This window comes from Vibrio sp. Vb0888, from assembly GCF_033338835.1.
In the GTDB taxonomy this organism is placed as follows: Bacteria; Pseudomonadota; Gammaproteobacteria; order Enterobacterales; family Vibrionaceae; genus Vibrio; species Vibrio alginolyticus.
The window spans coordinates 146,157-162,010 of the sequence record NZ_JAWOTL010000009.1; the positions used below are offsets into that span (position 1 = coordinate 146,157).

The following is a 15,854-nucleotide window of genomic DNA, read 5'->3' on the forward strand; positions in this document are numbered from 1 at the left end:
TAGCTTTATTGGAATAGTTTTTCAATTTCAGCAACTTGGCGTTTGCCTTGGCTGTTCAATGGAATTTCGTCGACCACTCGGAATTTTCTCGGGATAGCGATCGGTTCTAGCCAATTGCGCAGTGCCTTGCGAAGCTCAAGCCAAAATTTGCCTTTACCAAGTTCATTAAGCACATCGCTGCCTTGATCGTTAAGTACGATGATCGAGACTAACGTGAGGCGACCAGATTCTTCCATTGGGATCACCACGCTTTCTTGAACCCACGGCAATTGCTCTAAACGTTTTTCCACTTCGACAAGGGAAATACGCTTTTCTTCGACTTTGACGATTCGGTCAGTGCGTCCACGCAATTCAAAAGAAATACTATCATGGAAATAGCATTCATCCGCAGTTTGGTACCAAGTGTTTTCATCAATGTGTGGCGAGCGGAGCTTTAAACAATTTTCATGGTTAAGCTCGGCTTCAATACCAGGGAATAACGTCCAGGGAGTACTGGCTTCGTGCTGCTGACGGTAAGCGATGCCGCCGGTTTCTGTGCTGCCAAAAACTTCAATAGGAAGTGACCCAAACAACAACTGGCTGTGCTGCGCGGCTTGGTTTGGCAAGGGACCACCAGAAGAAAATACGCACCGAATCGCAACCGGATTGTGCTCTTCACTGAGTCGTTTTAGTAACGCAGGGCTGCTTACTAGCGTGGTGTCAGCATCAGCGTGATGGACAATTTGCTCTGGGAACTCAAGGTCGTGTGCTGAAAATGGACGTGCGGAGCACAAAGGCCACAATACGCGGAACAGCAAGCCGTAAATGTGTTGATGAGAAACGGTGCTTTCAACGCGTGTGCTGGCAACCGTGTCGCCCCACAGGTTATCTAGAATAGCAACTTCGATATCGAGCTGTTTCAGCGTTTTTGCAATGGCTTTTGGTGTGCCGCTTGAACCCGAAGTAAATAGCGTTACTGGTATTTCTGCCAGGTTTAATTCACGCCAAAAATAAGGTTGTTTGGCCTCTGGCTCGCTAATCACGGTGGTTTCTAGCAATGATTGAGCTTCGATCAAAAGCGAGCTCACGAGTTCTGGAGCCGAGACATCGGCATCATGCAGCAACAAATCGTAGTGCTCACTGAGCTCTTTGAGTGCTTCTGGTTGGTAATTACCAGGTAATACAATGGATTTTCCTGCATAACAACAAGCAAAAAAGCCAACGGCAAACAGGTAGCTGTTGCCAAAACACAACGCAATGTTTTGCGTTGGTTGGGTTTCTAGCTGTTGAGTAAGTGTTGCGACGTGCTGTTGGAAATCACCCCACGTGATAACCGTATCGCGATCGTAAGAGACTGGGGATTGCTCAGACCTCTCCGCGATGAACAAGGTCGCTAGGGAGGTAAAGCTCGAATACGTTGTATTCATACGATTAGTGTTCCTTTCGAACAAATTGACGCACGATCCATTCTCCAGCGAACAAGCCACCAGCAAGTAAGTAGCTGATGAGGCCGTTATAAAGCGTCCATATTTTTACTGGTAGGAAACAGGTATAGAGTGCAACGGCAGCGTTGAGCGTAAAAAAGGCGCACCAAACCATCGTCACTTTGCGAGTGTAAGCCACGCCACTAGCCGGAAGGTCGGGTTCTTGCAAGCGAGCAAGCCTCTCTATGATCGATTGCGGCTGTTTTAAGCTCAGTCCAAATACACACAGCATACATACATTGACAACGACAGGGTAAAACTGAAGCCACCCATGTTGTTTAAACACCATGCCAAGCGTAATTAGAACAATGCCAACAGCGCCCGTAACGAGCGCCAAGAACTTAAACTCTTTTAGTGGGGTCTTATTTGCGACGAAAACACGCAAAAGTAACGCAGCAATTAACAAGCCCCCAACTAAGTTCAAGCCAAATTTATCTATACCGAAATAGACGGCGAAGGGGTAGGCAAACAGTACAATTGCAGACAGACCAGTCAGCAATTGGCGCATTAACTTTCCTTCAATAACTCAGTGACAGCGTTAACCACATCGTCAACGGTTCTTACTGCACTAAACTCTGCTGGCTTGATTTTTTTGCCAGTGACATTCTGTAGGTGTACGACCAAATCAACGGCGTCAATGCTATCAAGATCGAGATCTTGGTATAAGTGCGCATCTGATTGAATGTCGGCTGCATCAATTTCGAACAGCTCAACAAGCGCATCTTTAACTTGTTTAAATACTTGATCTTTATTTACATCAGTCATGAATATACCTACAACTTATTCATTAGTTTGAGAAGAAACGTATTTCGCTAGATTTGCTACAGACGCAAAGTGTTCGCGCGTATTTGAGTCGTCGGCATCAATAACGATGTTGTATTGTTTTTTTATTGCGAGTCCAAGCTCAAGCGCGTCGATAGAATCTAAGCCAAGTCCATCACCAAAAAGTGGTGCATCCGTTTCAATATCATCTACGGTTAAATCTTCAAGGTTTAAAGCATCAATAATAAGTTGCTTAATGTCGTTGTGTAACTGTTCCACTGGGACCTGCTTATTAATAAAAGTTTTCTGGAAAAATGTTTTCAGCTAGGTGCTGTTGTAAGCGTCGCGCCGCTATTGTCGGCGACGTAGTTTGCTTTATAAAGGGGGTAATCTCAACTTTATCCTTAACTTCAACCCTGAAAAAGGGCTTTGTTGCCGGTACTTGATACCATTTTTTCTCTTTTGTGAGGAAACTTGGCGTTACCGTAATATGGACCACCCTTAAATCTCGCTCTGTTCTTACCGCAATTTGTGCTGCACCGCGTTGTAATTTCGGTTCTACACCTGGCGTTGTTCTTGTTCCTTCAGGAAATATAAGCAACACGTTGTCTTTGTTAAAGCGTTCATCACAAAGTGCTAATAAATCATCCGGTGCTTCATTGGGAATATATCCGGCTGCTTTTACGATGTGCTTCATAAAAGGATTCGACCAAATTGCGGACTTTACTAAACAATCACAGCGATTTAATTGTGAGGCGATTAAAACGTAATCAATTAAACTCGGATGATTGGCAACAATTAAACAATTTCGATCTTGTTGAAGAAGGTCTGCGCCAATAATTTCATAATCAATCGCCCCGCTGAACTTCATTAATTTACAAAATGTGTTGAATGAATATCGAATCGCACCTTGAACTTTATATTCGCGTTCCGTTTGGTCTGAAACAAAAATACGAATGGTCGGAATAACAATGAAACTCAGTACTAAACCACCTAACCCAAATACTGAAAAACAAAAGCCTGTTGCTAGCACACGCCAATACTGATTTAAGCGAGTCATTTTTTGTGCCATTCCCAAGCTTGTTGCGGAGCGAAAATAGTCCACTGGCTTTTATCTAACAAGTATTGTTGCAAAAATACTAAACCTTGAGGAAGAGGATGACCGGAACGTTCTGCGTTTATGGAGCTTTGTATCGCGAAATTGTCTCCATGAGAAAGTATTAAGCCAAGTCCAAACCCTTGGTATTGTTGGTTTTCATATTCTAAATAAGAGTCAGGCATAGGCTCATCAAAATCAACAAGCAGTACTTTTTTGTCAGGATTGTCGGACAAAAACAGCCATGCTTCTAATATTGCGCTTTGGAATGTGTTTTCTGCAGCAGCGATAGAAGTTAGGGGAATGGGTTGTTTAGTTGCGATAGTGGCAAGCCCTGCGGCGGTATTGTGCACTGATTGAGAAAAAGCCATCGGAGACGCCTCTTCTCCATTAATTATATCTTCAACTAGTGCGACGCTGCGATGCAGTTCACCATGACGGCTTGAAAATACAAGGTAATCAACTTGATGTTGATTAAGCATTTCGATTGCAGTTTGTACCGCCAGTTTACTGAGTGGGCTCATTCTTCTGCGCATCATCGCAGGAATATTTGCAACATTGATTTTGCCATCTTCTGGCCACTTTATCTCTGTTGCCCATTGTTTCCATTCATTGGATTCGGATAAACCGAATGAATTCGCTGTCCACGCATCAATATTGAACGAAATGTTGATCTTCGAGTTTGGCATATTGGGTTAAATTGTTTATTTTACAGCTCGATACAAATTGGGGTTGACCCAAATTCACAATAAAAAGGAAATTATCATGTCGCGTTTTAAGCTGTATGTCTCGTTATTATTAACTTTGCTTCTTGTTGGTTGTGGACGAGTACAACCTGTAATGAATGTGGAGGATACTCCAGTTGCTTATGATCTTCAAAATAAACAAGTAAAAATGGCCATAGTGCAATCAGCAACTAACCGAGGCTGGACGATCGAAGAAGTAAGCCCTGGTGTTCTTATTGCAAAAATCCACGTTCGTAAACACTCTGCAGAAGTAAAAATCCCATACAATAATAAATATTACTCAATTATTTATCTCAACTCAGTAAATCTCAAAGCAAGTGATGGCAAAATCCACCGCAATTACAATCGTTGGGTAAACAACTTGAATGTTGATATTCAGCGAGCTATTGCATTGTTGGGCAATCAATCTCAACAATAAAACTATTAATTGCAGTTAGGTTTTTCCGTGTTAAATCAAAATAATGACCCTTTTAATGCTTTTGAAGCGAAGACAGAAGCTCAGAAGTTATCTTTTGCACCAATCGTGTTCCAGACCGCCAAAACGCTTCGAGATTTAGGTATTTTAGCTGCTTTAGACAGCGCTGGCGCTCAAGGCATGAGTGCCACAGATATTGCCGAGAAAACGGGAGTATCAGAATATGGTGTTAAAGTACTGTTGGATATGGCGATTAGTGCGCATATTGTTTTATGGGAACGACCTAACTATTCGCTTGCAAACCTTGGTTTTTACCTTCTTCATGATGGTATGACGAATGCAAACATGGATTTTACGGCAGATGTTTGTTACGCCGCGATGATGCATTTGACGGAAGCAATTCAAGAAGGTAAACCGTCTGGTTTGAAAGAGTTGGGCAATTGGGAGACCATCTATCAAGGTCTATCGACGTTACCAGAACAAGCCAAACAGAGCTGGTTTAAGTTCGATCATTTCTATTCGGATCGCTCGTTCCCACTTCTGCTTAAAGAGGTATTTGCAAGCAAGCCAAAGCATCTTGTGGATATTGGCGGAAATACGGGAAAATGGGCGATTCAGTGTTGTAAACATGACCCTGACGTTCAAGTGACGATTGTTGATTTACCGCAGCAATTAGAAGTAGCGATGAAGAATGTTTCAGAAAACCAGTTCGTCGAGCGTGTACGTCCATACCCTGCAAACATGCTTGATAAAGCACAAACATTGCCGGAGCATGCTGACGTTTGGTGGATGAGCCAGTTCTTGGATTGCTTTTCCCCAATTGAGATCCTCAATATCCTTAAAAAAGTTAAAGCCCAGTTAACGAAGGGAGATACTATTTACGTATTGGAGCTGTTTTGGGATGCTCAAAAATACGCGGGAGCTTCCTATAGCCTTAATGCCACTTCTCTTTATTTTACCTGTTTAGCTAACGGTAATAGTCGCTTTTATCGCAGTGATGATTTCTTAGAAATTGTCGAAGCGGCAGGTTTATCTGTCGTTGAAAGAACCGACAATATTGGCCTTGGTCATACCTTATTAAAACTACAAGCAAACTAAATTCAGAATGAAAACAGAGCTCAAGCAAGTTGTTGTCGTAGGAGCGGGGCCATCAGGTTCAACCGTTTCTGCGTTATTAAAATCGCGTGGCATAGATGTTGTTGTCTTAGAAAAAGCGACTTTTCCACGCTTTTCCATAGGAGAAAGCCTGCTCCCTGCATGTATGGAAGTTGTTGAACAAGCAGGAATGACCAATGCAGTAAAGCAGTTTGGCTTCCAGTATAAAGATGGTGCTGCATTTCGTCGTAATGGCGTATACACCCAGTTCGACTTTACAAACAAATACACGCCAGGACCGGGCACGACGTTTCAGGTTCAACGTGCCAACTTTGATAAAGTATTGGCAGATAGCGCTGAAGATCAAGGCGTAGAGATTCGCTATCAGCATGAGCTGCTCAACCTAGTGTTTGAAGGGAAAAAGTCTCGATTAGAAGTGCTCGACTCAAATAAGAAGGCTTATCAAATCGAAGCAGATTTTGTGTTGGATGCAAGTGGCTTTGGGCGTGTTTTGCCACGCTTGTTGGAGCTAGAAGAACCTTCTTGTCTTCCGCCTAGAAAAGCGATCTTTACCCATATCGAAGATCATATCTCTCCCCAAGAGCCGGAATACGATCGCAACAAAATTTTAATTTCAGTTCATCCTGAAAATCACGACGTATGGTACTGGCTAATCCCATTCTCTAATGGTACTTGTTCGTTTGGTGTGGTGGGTGAGCCAGAATTTTTCGAACAATACCCAGAAGATAAGATTGCAGCGTTGCAGCAGTTAGCCAATGAAGAGCCGGGTTTGGCTTCTTTGTTGCGAAATGCGAATTACCCGAATCCAGCAGGCGAGTTGGGTGGCTATTCTGCTAACGTCAAACGTTTAGCGACAGAGCACTACGCGTTGCTTGGTAATGCAGGTGAGTTTCTTGATCCTGTATTTTCATCGGGTGTCACTATCGCCATGAAATCGGCCGAGTTTGCAGCGGACTGCGTGGTTCGTCAGCTTAATGGTGAAAAGGTTGATTGGCAAGAAGAGTACTCGCAACGCTTAATGGTGGGAGTGAACACATTCCGCACTTATGTGGAAGGCTGGTACAACGGCACGTTGCAAGATGTGATTTTCTATCAAAACCCGAACCCACGTATTAAACAGATGATTAGTGCGATTTTGGCTGGATATGCTTGGGATACGAATAATCCTTACGTAAAACAAAGTGAGCAGCGTTTGTCGACGCTTGCAGAACTAGTTCGGGAAGCTGAACTGTAAGAATATACATTCGCTTATCCGAGAATCAGTAAACCTAGGTCTTACCAAAAAGTTGGTAAGACCTTTTTAATGCCTCTTTACTTTTACTTCTAGCGTGTTGGAGACACATTGACCACTTACATCGGTGTGTATCGAATTTGAGAATTTTTATGGTGACATTGATCACATCTAGAATTCCTGTTGCTGATATTTATATTAAATTTGTAGGAAATGGATTACATTCTGGGAGTGTTCCCTACATCCGGCTTCGTTGTGAAAACGGTTTATAAGCAACTGTATAAGTTAGTAAAGTTCCAAAAACTACATCAAAAAAAAGACAAGTTTCTTACCAAATCAATTCGCTTGGTGAGTTCGAGCCATCGACTACGCCAAACGCTTCCTCTACTTTCTAAAATTGTCGAAGAACATGACGCATCAACGGTCTCTTCGATTGCAGATCCCGAGAACGCGGTCGCGTGGGGAGGCAAAGTTTCTCCAGAGTTCAAATCTAAAGTCATCCGTATTAGTAAAGAGCTAAAGATCAATCCTAATCATCTTATGGCGTGCATGGCATTTGAAACTGCTGAAACTTTCAGTCCAAGCATCAAAAATGGTTCCGGAAGCGGGGCTACAGGGTTAATTCAATTTATGCCCTCTACCGCAGAGTCATTAGGAGTGAACACAAAGACTCTTGCGAGAATGAGCGCGCTTGAACAACTTGACTATGTGAAAGCGTACTATTGGCCCTATCGAAATAAAATTAATAGCTTAGAAGATGCTTACATGGCCATTCTCTACCCTGCTGCGATTGGTAAACCGCCGTCTTTCGTTTTGTTCAGACAAGGCTCAATTGCCTATCGACAGAATGCAGGTATCGACCGCCACAAAACGGGGAAAATCACGCTTAATGATGTTTCCTACAAAGTGAGGAAAAAATTAGAAAAAGGTTTGCAGCCCAATTTCCTGGGCTAAGATTGTGTCATGTTCCTAGTTTTTCGCGCATGAATCCTTCTGTTACTTCACGGGGATTCTGATACACTACGCGCCCATTTCCTCTGTTGAGACCTTTCTATGCCATTTTCTAAGCTTGGTTTAAGCGCATCGATTGCTGATGCAGTAAAAGCGCTAGGTTATGAAAAACCCACTTCTATCCAACAAAAAGCCATTCCAATCGTATTGCGTGGCCGCAATTTAATTGCAGCAGCGCAAACGGGCACAGGTAAAACGGCCAGTTTTGTTCTGCCAATCTTAGAAAAGCTTAGTCGAGGCGAAACGCAACGTAAAAAACGCGCTCGTGCGATTATCCTAACGCCAACACGCGAACTTGCGCTTCAGGTTCATCAAAGTATTGAAGCTTATGGTAAAAACTTACCATTACGCTCAATGGCGATGTTTGGTGGTGTGGATTATGCACCACAAAAACAAGCCTTGATCGAGGGTGTCGATATTGTGGTAAGCACGCCTGGGCGCTTGATTGATCTGTACGGTCAACGCGCGATTCACTTTGATGAAGTGGAAATGCTAGTGCTTGATGAAGCCGACAAAATGTTGGATATGGGATTCATCGATGCGATCGACAAAATCGTCGACTGTATGCCAGAACATGTGCAAAGTTTGCTGTTCTCAGCGACGTTATCTAACCCTGTTCGTGACTTGGCGAAAAATGCGATTATTGATCCTGAAGAGATCACGATTGCAAAGCACAGTGCCTCAAAATCAAATATTAAACAGTGGATCACGACCGTCGATAAAGACATGAAGTCGTCGCTGCTAAGTCACTTGCTTAAAGAAAATGACTGGTCGCAAGTATTGGTATTTATTGAAACTAAACACGGCGCAGCCAAACTGGTAAGCCAACTTGAGAAACGTGGCATTGTGGCAGAAGCATTCCACAGTGGCCGTAATCAGCGTGTTCGCCAGGAATTAATAGAAAAGTTTAAAGCGGGTGAAATCCAGTACTTAGTCGCAACCGGCGTTGCTGCGCGCGGTATTGATATTGATAATCTGCCAGTTGTCATCAACTACGATTTACCTTACCCAGCGGATGAGTATGTACATCGTATTGGTCGTACAGGTCGTGCTGGCGCGAAAGGTGAGGCGATATCACTGGTTTCAAAAGACGACTTTAAGAACCTCTGCATGATTGAAAGTCGTTTAGGGCACTTGCTAGAGCGAGTGGAAATTGAAGGTTTTGCGCCAAGAAAGCCAGTACCAATTTCAATTTTAAATTACGTGCCTAAGAATAAACGTAAACCGCACGATAAGCGCGAATCAAAATAGCCAGTTTATCCCATGATCTAAAAGCCGCATTCTTGCGGCTTTTTGCGTTTTAAGGCATCCGATTATGTAGCCATCGCGACGGTTTCTATTCGGTAATGAGGAAAAAAGTTAATCAGTGTCATACGCTTAACACGTAAAGTGAATCAAGGTGCGTTAAGCTTTTGTCAATTATCTGTCCGCAGGTTTGCACAAGGTAAGGAATGGGCGCAAACTTTTTTGCTTGCTAATGAATGCATAAGATGGGGCACAAATGAAAACAGGTGATAAGCAATTCGCCGTTATTGGTCTTGGCCGATTTGGTTTGGCAGTGTGTAAAGAGTTACAAGATTCAGGCGCTCAAGTTTTAGCCGTTGACATCAACGAAGACAGAGTTAAAGAAGCCGCCAGTTTTGTTAGTCAGGCGGTTGTGGCTAACTGTACTCACGAAGAGACGGTTGCTGAGCTCAAACTTGATGATTACGACATGGTGATGATTGCCATCGGAGCGGATGTCAATGCCAGTATTCTTGCGACATTGATTGCTAAAGAGGCGGGAGTAAAGTCAGTATGGGTTAAAGCCAACGATCGCTTCCAAGCTCGTGTTCTGCAAAAAATTGGCGCAGACCACATTATCATGCCTGAGCGTGACATGGGGATACGTGTCGCGCGTAAAATGCTCGATAAACGGGTTCTTGAGTTCCACCCATTAGGCAGTGGCTTAGCTATGACGGAGTTTGTGATTGGCTCTCGTTGGATGGGTAAGACACTAAGTGATTTGGCTCTGTGCAAAGTCGATGGCGTGCAAGTGCTAGGGTTTAAACGGGGCCCAGAAATTACCAAGGCACCTGACCTTAATACCACACTAGAAATTGGTGACCTAATTATTGTGGTCGGCCCTCAAGATGCGCTCGCAAATAAATTAAAATCGCTATGACGTATTTTCATCAGAAAGGTGTTTTTTACGCACCAGATGGTAAACAAGAGAAAGCGAAAGGCAACGAACCGCGAATTATATTGCTCAGTTTTCTCGGTGTTTTACTGCCTTCTGCGGTATTGCTAACCTTGCCAGTTTTTTCTGTTACGGGCCTGTCGATAACGGATGCTTTGTTTACCGCAACGTCCGCTATTAGTGTGACAGGGCTTGGTGTTGTCGATACTGGGCAACACTTTACGCTTGCGGGTAAAATCTTGCTGATGTTTTTAATGCAAATCGGTGGGTTGGGGCAGATGACGTTGTCGGCGGTCTTACTCTATATGTTCGGCGTGCGTTTGAGTTTGCGTCAACAAGCGCTGGCGAAAGAAGCATTAGGGCAAGATCGGCAAGTCAATCTAAACCGACTAGTAAAGCGGATTGTTGTTTTCGCGCTTGTTGCAGAAACGATCGGGTTTATTTTTCTCTCTATCCGCTGGGTCCCTGAAATGGGCTGGCAGACTGGTATGTTTTACGCCTTGTTTCATGCAATTTCTGCATTTAACAACGCTGGGTTCGCGCTGTTTTCTGACAGTATGATGAGCTTTGTGAATGATCCGTTGGTTATCTTTACACTGGCGGGGCTATTCATTTTTGGCGGGCTTGGTTTTACTGTTGTGGGTGACATCTGGCTAAACTGGCGCAAAGGTTTCCACTTTTTGCATCTTCACACCAAAATCATGCTGATTGCGACACCGATATTGCTCTTAGTCGGAACGATGATGTTTTGGTTACTTGAGCGAAGCAACCCAAACACAATGGCGTCTTTACCTGCAACAGGGCAATGGTTGGCGGCATTCTTTCAATCTGCGAGTGCTCGAACGGCAGGGTTTAATAGTGTTGACTTGGCGTTGTTTACCCAGCCAGCCTTACTGGTCATGATTGTTCTAATGTTAATTGGAGCGGGTTCCACCTCAACGGGGGGCGGTATTAAAGTTTCCACATTTGCTGTTGCGTTTATGGCTACGTGGACCTTTTTACGCCAAAAGAAACATGTGGTTATGTTTAAGCGAACCATAAATTGGCAAACTGTGACTAAGTCATTGGCAATTATCGTTGTGAGCGGAGCCATCCTGACAAGCGCAATGTTTTTATTGATGCTTACCGAGAAGGCCAGCTTTGATAAAGTTATGTTTGAAACTATTTCCGCATTTGCCACAGTGGGGCTCACCGCCGGTTTGACTGCGGAACTTTCTGAACCTGGTAAATACATTATGATCGTGGTGATGATCATTGGTCGTATTGGGCCGCTCACGCTTGCCTACATGTTGGCACGTCCTGAACCTACCTTGGTCAAATACCCAGAAGACGCCGTTCTTACAGGTTAATATAGCGTTAAACAATGGCCGCGCGACCATTACGAGCATTGATTAATAGCAGTGCTCGTACATTTATAGAATATGTGGAATGTTGCCCAGTTTTACCTACAAATTCGTAGAAGTTCATTTCTTCTTCCTTTCGTTTCGATACTATTCATTCACTCAATTTATATTCTCAGAAGCTACGCTCATAACAGCGTTTTGGAATCCGACGCTTTTGTAGTGTGACACCAAACTACGTCGTGTTATCTGAGCGAATTGATACCAGCCTTCGTCAATAGTCACTCAGTCTTACTCTATGCCCATAGGGTTACTTTGTGTTTGTTGTGCTCGGTATTAATTAACGAATCGAAAAGATGGAGTCGTACTTTGAAATTCAACACACTCGCCATGGCTATGCTAACTGCGCTTCTTGCAGGGAAGAGCATGGCAACTACTCCGCCATCACCGGTTTGGCATACTATTGCGTTGAGCGATGGTAGCTCCAGTGAGGCAATTCTACGTGGAACGGCAGATTTCCACTGGTTTGAAGATAAGCAGGGCAATGCCTTACTTCAGGAAGACGGCGTTTGGTTTTTCGCGCAGATTCAGCGCGAGTCAGACACGCCAATATTGATCTCGACAGGTGTGGTGAAAACGCAGTCGAGTGAGCCACCTGAGTCGGCGAGGTTTCGCCCGGATTTACAAGTTAAACCGCAATTATCTTCTCTAAAAACCATTGAACCGATGGCACGAAAAAACCTACTGCGTTCGGCGCAAGGTTACCAGGCGATGAGCAGTTCAACGGTGAAGCAGCAGCCCCTATTGGTTGTGCAAGTTTCGTTTGATGACCAAGCAATGGTGCACGATTTCGAGCAACGCGTATTTAATACCAATGGTCAAAGCGTTGTGGATTACTTTGATAAAAACTCTCAAGGTAAATTCAAAGTTGTTCCTGCACTTGAGAGTTACGGCACCGCCAATGACGGTGTGATAGATGTGACTGTGGCACAAAGCCACCCTAACTGTCACTCTAGTTCGACTGATAAGACATGCACCGCCAAGTTGAATGCGGTTTTCACCGAGGCTTATCAAAAACTGGATCCATACTTTAATCTTTCGGCCTACGACAGCAATCAAAATGGTACCGTAGAACCGTCAGAACTCTCTGTCATGTTTATTTTTGCGGGGGGAGATCGTTCAACAGGGGTTCTCAACCGTCCTGCTATTTGGCCGCACAAATTCTCTCACGATGATGTCACACTAGATGGTAAAAAGATCACAGACTATTGTGTGTTCGCTGACTATCAAGTTGATCATCAAGCGACCTTGGGCGTGATCGTACACGAGCTTGGCCACTTAATGCTTGGCTTACCGGATTTGTACGCAAGGAACAGTGATGCCTCGATCGGCTCTTGGGGCGTGATGGGTGGCGGTTCATGGGCGCAGAAACCGGGAGATTCATACGCTGGTGACACTCCGGTGAACATGAGTGCATGGAGCAAACACGCTGCTGGTTTTGTTGTACCAACGGTAACTCATGAAAGTCCAGCGCCTATTTCTGTGAACAACGACGATGTCAAGCTGGTGTATCTCGACCCGTACTTGAAAGAGTTTGGCCCACGTGTTTACTTGGAAAATCGCACCTTTAGCGGTTACGACCGAGCATTGGCGGCTGAAGGTATCCTAGCTACGTCGGTCAATGTCCAGAACCGCTTTAATGATGTTGGCGCGATGCAGGTTCAAATCATGCAGGCTGATGGTCTGAATGAGTTAGAAAATGATGGTAGGAGTGACGCTGACGATTTGTACCCTAATGGTGGCGATGTCATTTCAGATACATCGACCCCGGGTCTGAGAGCGATCACAGGGTTTGATACTGGGGTTCGTATTTCCAACATTGCCAGCAACACCAACGGCGGTAGCTTTTCTCTTGAGCATACAAACGAACCAAATAAATCAGCATGGCTGAACTCTCTTCACCAAGGTTATGTGTACGCGAGTGGGAGTAACACTCTGGCGGTGCCACTGGACTTGAATAGTGATACAGAGCTTGATGGTCTTCAACTTTACGCGCAAAGAGATAGCGCTCAAAGTGACATGACTTATCGAGTTTGGCGATTCCCATTTTCTGGAAACATTGGCTATCGATTAATATTGAATCAAAACAACGCTGAGCTTTTACAGCAAGGTAACTTCCAAAAGTCATCTCGAATTTTATTCCCCCAACCAAGCCAATTGAGTGCGGGTCAGCATTTATTGGTCGTTGAATTGGAAGGCGGTCAATTTGATGCAAACTTTGATTTCGGTCGCTTGCTAAAAACTGAAAAAGCCTCTCTACCTGTAATGTGGACTGGTGATTACAGCGAGATTGGCACGTTTGGTCTAGAAAAAGCCGGGTTCTCTTATATTCCGTTTGCAGCATTATTAAATGTGGATGCGAGCAACTTGGTTGAAGCGAAATCTGATTCGTTACAAACCAATAAAAATACGCCAATCAAACTGAACCTGATGGACAATGATTTCATGGCGGTAGGGTATCAGTTCAATGTGGACATTGTGCAGAAGCCTGAGCACGGCACCATCTCTGGCAACCAGTACCAACCTGAAGCTAACTTCGTTGGTCTGGACACTTTCCAATATCGTTTGTTGTCGGTTGATGGTGCGTACTCATCTTCAATCGTGAATGTGCAGGTGGAAGTGCTTGGCAGCAACGAAGCGCCAGTGGCCGTGATTGATGTTGATAATAAAGACATGACGGTTGGGCTGCGAGTCACGTTGTCTGCGTTAAATAGTGCGGATGCTGATGGCGATGTGTTGAGTTATAAATGGGAGCAGTTGGCTGGCACTTCAGTTTCTCTTGGCAATGCAACCAGTGTTAGCACAAGCTTTACGGTGCCTCAAGGTGCAAAAGCGGGTGAGGTTCTGACATTCCGTTTAACCGTGACTGACCCTAGTAATGAAACGTCCAGTGCTACCGTCGATTTAACCATGAAAAACGCAGCGCCAGTTACGCTTGCAGATACGGCGACCGTTGCCGTTGGTGAAAGTATTCTGATTGATGCAGCGAGCAATGATTCGGATGTGAACGGCGATAAACTGGTTGTAGAAAGCGTACAGAACGTAACGGGTGTGGGAAGTGCGAGTGTAGAGAATGGCAAAATCCGTTTTCAAGCACCGGATAGCCCTACTGACGGCATCAAGCTGCAATATACGGTTTCAGACGGTCATGGTGCCACTGCTACGGGTGAAGTTATCGTGACGGTTGTTGCTTCTTTGAAGACAACGACATTCAAGAACTCTGAAGGTAGCGGCAGTGTTTCTTATTGGGCTTTGATGTTACTTGCAACATTAGGCTGGCGACGTCGCGTCTAAAACGGTATTGAATTGCGGTATAAGCCACTCACATTGAGTGGCTTATTTTTTATCTGATTTATTTTGGTTTCGTTCTCATTATCTTATGAGATGTGTTTCTCATTATTTTTAAAGCGATTTTTCTACTCTGCGGTTACCCTAGGGGCCGATTTTTATGAACTAAGGATGTTATATGTCTACCGAGGGCTTTTCTGTTTCGGAAATATGCCGAGAAGCGGCAGTGATGGTCAGAAGGAATCTACTCGCAATTGTTATTGCTTGTATTCCGTTGATTATCGTGCACTCAATTTTTGCTTTTATGTATCCTGAAATGACGGGGCAAGATCAAGCGAACGTTCAAGAAGGCAATGTCTCAGGATTTTATTTCGTCACAATTATTTTGTACCCACTTGTTGCCGCTATGGCGGCTGTGCGTGTGCATCGAATTTATTTAGTCGGCGATTACATGCACTCGGCGTTGGATGTATGTCGTTTGTCAGCTCGAGAATTCCGTTTCATAGGCTGGTGGATACTGTTTGGACTGATGATGATGCTCGTTATTGGTATCCCGATCTTTGTGTTGTCGTTTATCTACATTGCAGAAAGTGGTGAAGCCGACTTTGTTGCTATGGCTATTATCACAACGATTGCAAGCATTCCTGGCTATTGGGTAATGGCGCGATGGTCATTTGTGTTGCCAGCGACAGCAATGGATCATCAGCCGCGAAGCTTGCTTCGTTCGTGGAACCAGAGCAGACCATACAACAAACAAGTATTCATTTTGATGGGACTAATTCCATTGGGTGCGGGCTTGCTCAGTCAGCTGATCTTTAGCCACTTTACGAATCTCTTTATGTTGAGCCTCGTCGGTGTGGCCTATGGTATTTTTGGCGCGTACCAGCTGGCATTGTTATCGTTGAGCTATAAAACGGTAGTGGATATCGAACGCGCTCGTTTTGATACGCCATCACAGCCACCAAAAACGGGTGAAGAATTTTCCGCTTAACCCTTTGATCGTTTTTACATGATACCTCCGTTTAGGAGATGGTCTGCGGCAGGTTGATACCTTCCTGCCGCCTTCGCGTTATTCACGCAAAATACCCATGTCCATTTCATGGCTGAATGACAGGGACATTCACACGTATACTCACAACAGTACTTC

General features: G+C 44.3%; 15 protein-coding genes. 9 read left to right on the forward strand and 6 right to left on the reverse strand.

Translation table 11 applies throughout. The annotated features are described in order from the left end of the window. Window positions 1-5: 5 nt before the first annotated feature. From R7P72_RS14525 to R7P72_RS14550, 6 genes are read right to left on the reverse strand one after another with little or no spacing between them, the layout of a single operon-like run. Window positions 6-1,406: an AMP-binding protein gene (locus R7P72_RS14525; protein ID WP_053303278.1), complete on the reverse strand. Its 1,401-nt coding sequence runs from the start codon at window positions 1,404-1,406 to the stop codon at window positions 6-8. Window positions 1,407-1,410: 4 nt separating this feature from the next. After that, on the reverse strand, window positions 1,411-1,971 hold the full coding sequence (locus R7P72_RS14530) for a hypothetical protein (RefSeq protein ID WP_025766967.1): 561 nt from the start codon (window positions 1,969-1,971) through the stop codon (window positions 1,411-1,413). Next, the gene (locus R7P72_RS14535; protein ID WP_053303277.1) at window positions 1,971-2,228 is read right to left on the reverse strand and encodes an acyl carrier protein; all 258 of its coding nucleotides are present in this window, start codon (window positions 2,226-2,228) and stop codon (window positions 1,971-1,973) included. The genes R7P72_RS14530 and R7P72_RS14535 overlap by 1 nt, the downstream gene beginning before the upstream one ends. A 15-nt stretch (window positions 2,229-2,243) precedes the next feature. Continuing rightward, complete coding sequence (locus R7P72_RS14540) at window positions 2,244-2,504, reverse strand: phosphopantetheine-binding protein (RefSeq protein ID WP_005382278.1); 261 nt, start codon at window positions 2,502-2,504, stop codon at window positions 2,244-2,246. Window positions 2,505-2,517: 13 nt separating this feature from the next. Then, window positions 2,518-3,285: a lysophospholipid acyltransferase family protein gene (locus R7P72_RS14545; RefSeq protein WP_213907107.1), complete on the reverse strand. Its 768-nt coding sequence runs from the start codon at window positions 3,283-3,285 to the stop codon at window positions 2,518-2,520. Beyond that, window positions 3,282-4,010 carry a beta-ketoacyl synthase chain length factor gene (locus R7P72_RS14550; RefSeq protein WP_053303275.1) on the reverse strand — a complete coding sequence of 243 codons (729 nt, stop codon included), beginning with the start codon at window positions 4,008-4,010 and terminating at the stop codon, window positions 3,282-3,284. Before R7P72_RS14550 ends, R7P72_RS14545 begins: the two co-directional genes overlap by 4 nt. Before the next feature lie 76 nt (window positions 4,011-4,086). Here R7P72_RS14550 and R7P72_RS14555 point away from each other — a divergent pair, with 76 nt between their 5' ends. The 9 genes from R7P72_RS14555 (at window position 4,087) to R7P72_RS14595 (ending at window position 15,698) form a co-directional block, all read left to right on the forward strand. Then, window positions 4,087-4,485 (forward strand): hypothetical protein, encoded by a 399-nt coding sequence (locus tag R7P72_RS14555; protein WP_005382272.1) that lies wholly within the window; start codon window positions 4,087-4,089, stop codon window positions 4,483-4,485. A gap of 27 nt (window positions 4,486-4,512) precedes the next feature. Continuing rightward, on the forward strand, window positions 4,513-5,580 hold the full coding sequence (locus R7P72_RS14560) for a class I SAM-dependent methyltransferase (protein WP_053307501.1): 1,068 nt from the start codon (window positions 4,513-4,515) through the stop codon (window positions 5,578-5,580). 7 nt (window positions 5,581-5,587) lie between these two features. Next, the gene (locus R7P72_RS14565; RefSeq protein ID WP_065274276.1) at window positions 5,588-6,832 is read left to right on the forward strand and encodes an NAD(P)/FAD-dependent oxidoreductase; all 1,245 of its coding nucleotides are present in this window, start codon (window positions 5,588-5,590) and stop codon (window positions 6,830-6,832) included. A gap of 210 nt (window positions 6,833-7,042) precedes the next feature. Continuing rightward, window positions 7,043-7,783 carry a transglycosylase SLT domain-containing protein gene (locus R7P72_RS14570; RefSeq protein ID WP_017634789.1) on the forward strand — a complete coding sequence of 247 codons (741 nt, stop codon included), beginning with the start codon at window positions 7,043-7,045 and terminating at the stop codon, window positions 7,781-7,783. Window positions 7,784-7,882: 99 nt separating this feature from the next. Further along, window positions 7,883-9,091, forward strand: a complete 1,209-nt coding sequence (locus tag R7P72_RS14575) for a DEAD/DEAH box helicase (RefSeq protein WP_005382264.1) — start codon at window positions 7,883-7,885, stop codon at window positions 9,089-9,091. Window positions 9,092-9,341: 250 nt separating this feature from the next. After that, complete coding sequence (locus R7P72_RS14580; protein ID WP_005388291.1) at window positions 9,342-10,004, forward strand: potassium channel family protein; 663 nt, start codon at window positions 9,342-9,344, stop codon at window positions 10,002-10,004. Beyond that, window positions 10,001-11,368: a TrkH family potassium uptake protein gene (locus tag R7P72_RS14585; protein WP_005388288.1), complete on the forward strand. Its 1,368-nt coding sequence runs from the start codon at window positions 10,001-10,003 to the stop codon at window positions 11,366-11,368. The genes R7P72_RS14580 and R7P72_RS14585 overlap by 4 nt, the downstream gene beginning before the upstream one ends. A 360-nt stretch (window positions 11,369-11,728) precedes the next feature. Then, window positions 11,729-14,713, forward strand: a complete 2,985-nt coding sequence (locus R7P72_RS14590) for a M6 family metalloprotease domain-containing protein (protein WP_213907065.1) — start codon at window positions 11,729-11,731, stop codon at window positions 14,711-14,713. A gap of 172 nt (window positions 14,714-14,885) precedes the next feature. Further along, window positions 14,886-15,698 carry a hypothetical protein gene (locus R7P72_RS14595; protein WP_042524012.1) on the forward strand — a complete coding sequence of 271 codons (813 nt, stop codon included), beginning with the start codon at window positions 14,886-14,888 and terminating at the stop codon, window positions 15,696-15,698. The last annotated feature ends 156 nt before the right edge of the window (window positions 15,699-15,854 follow it).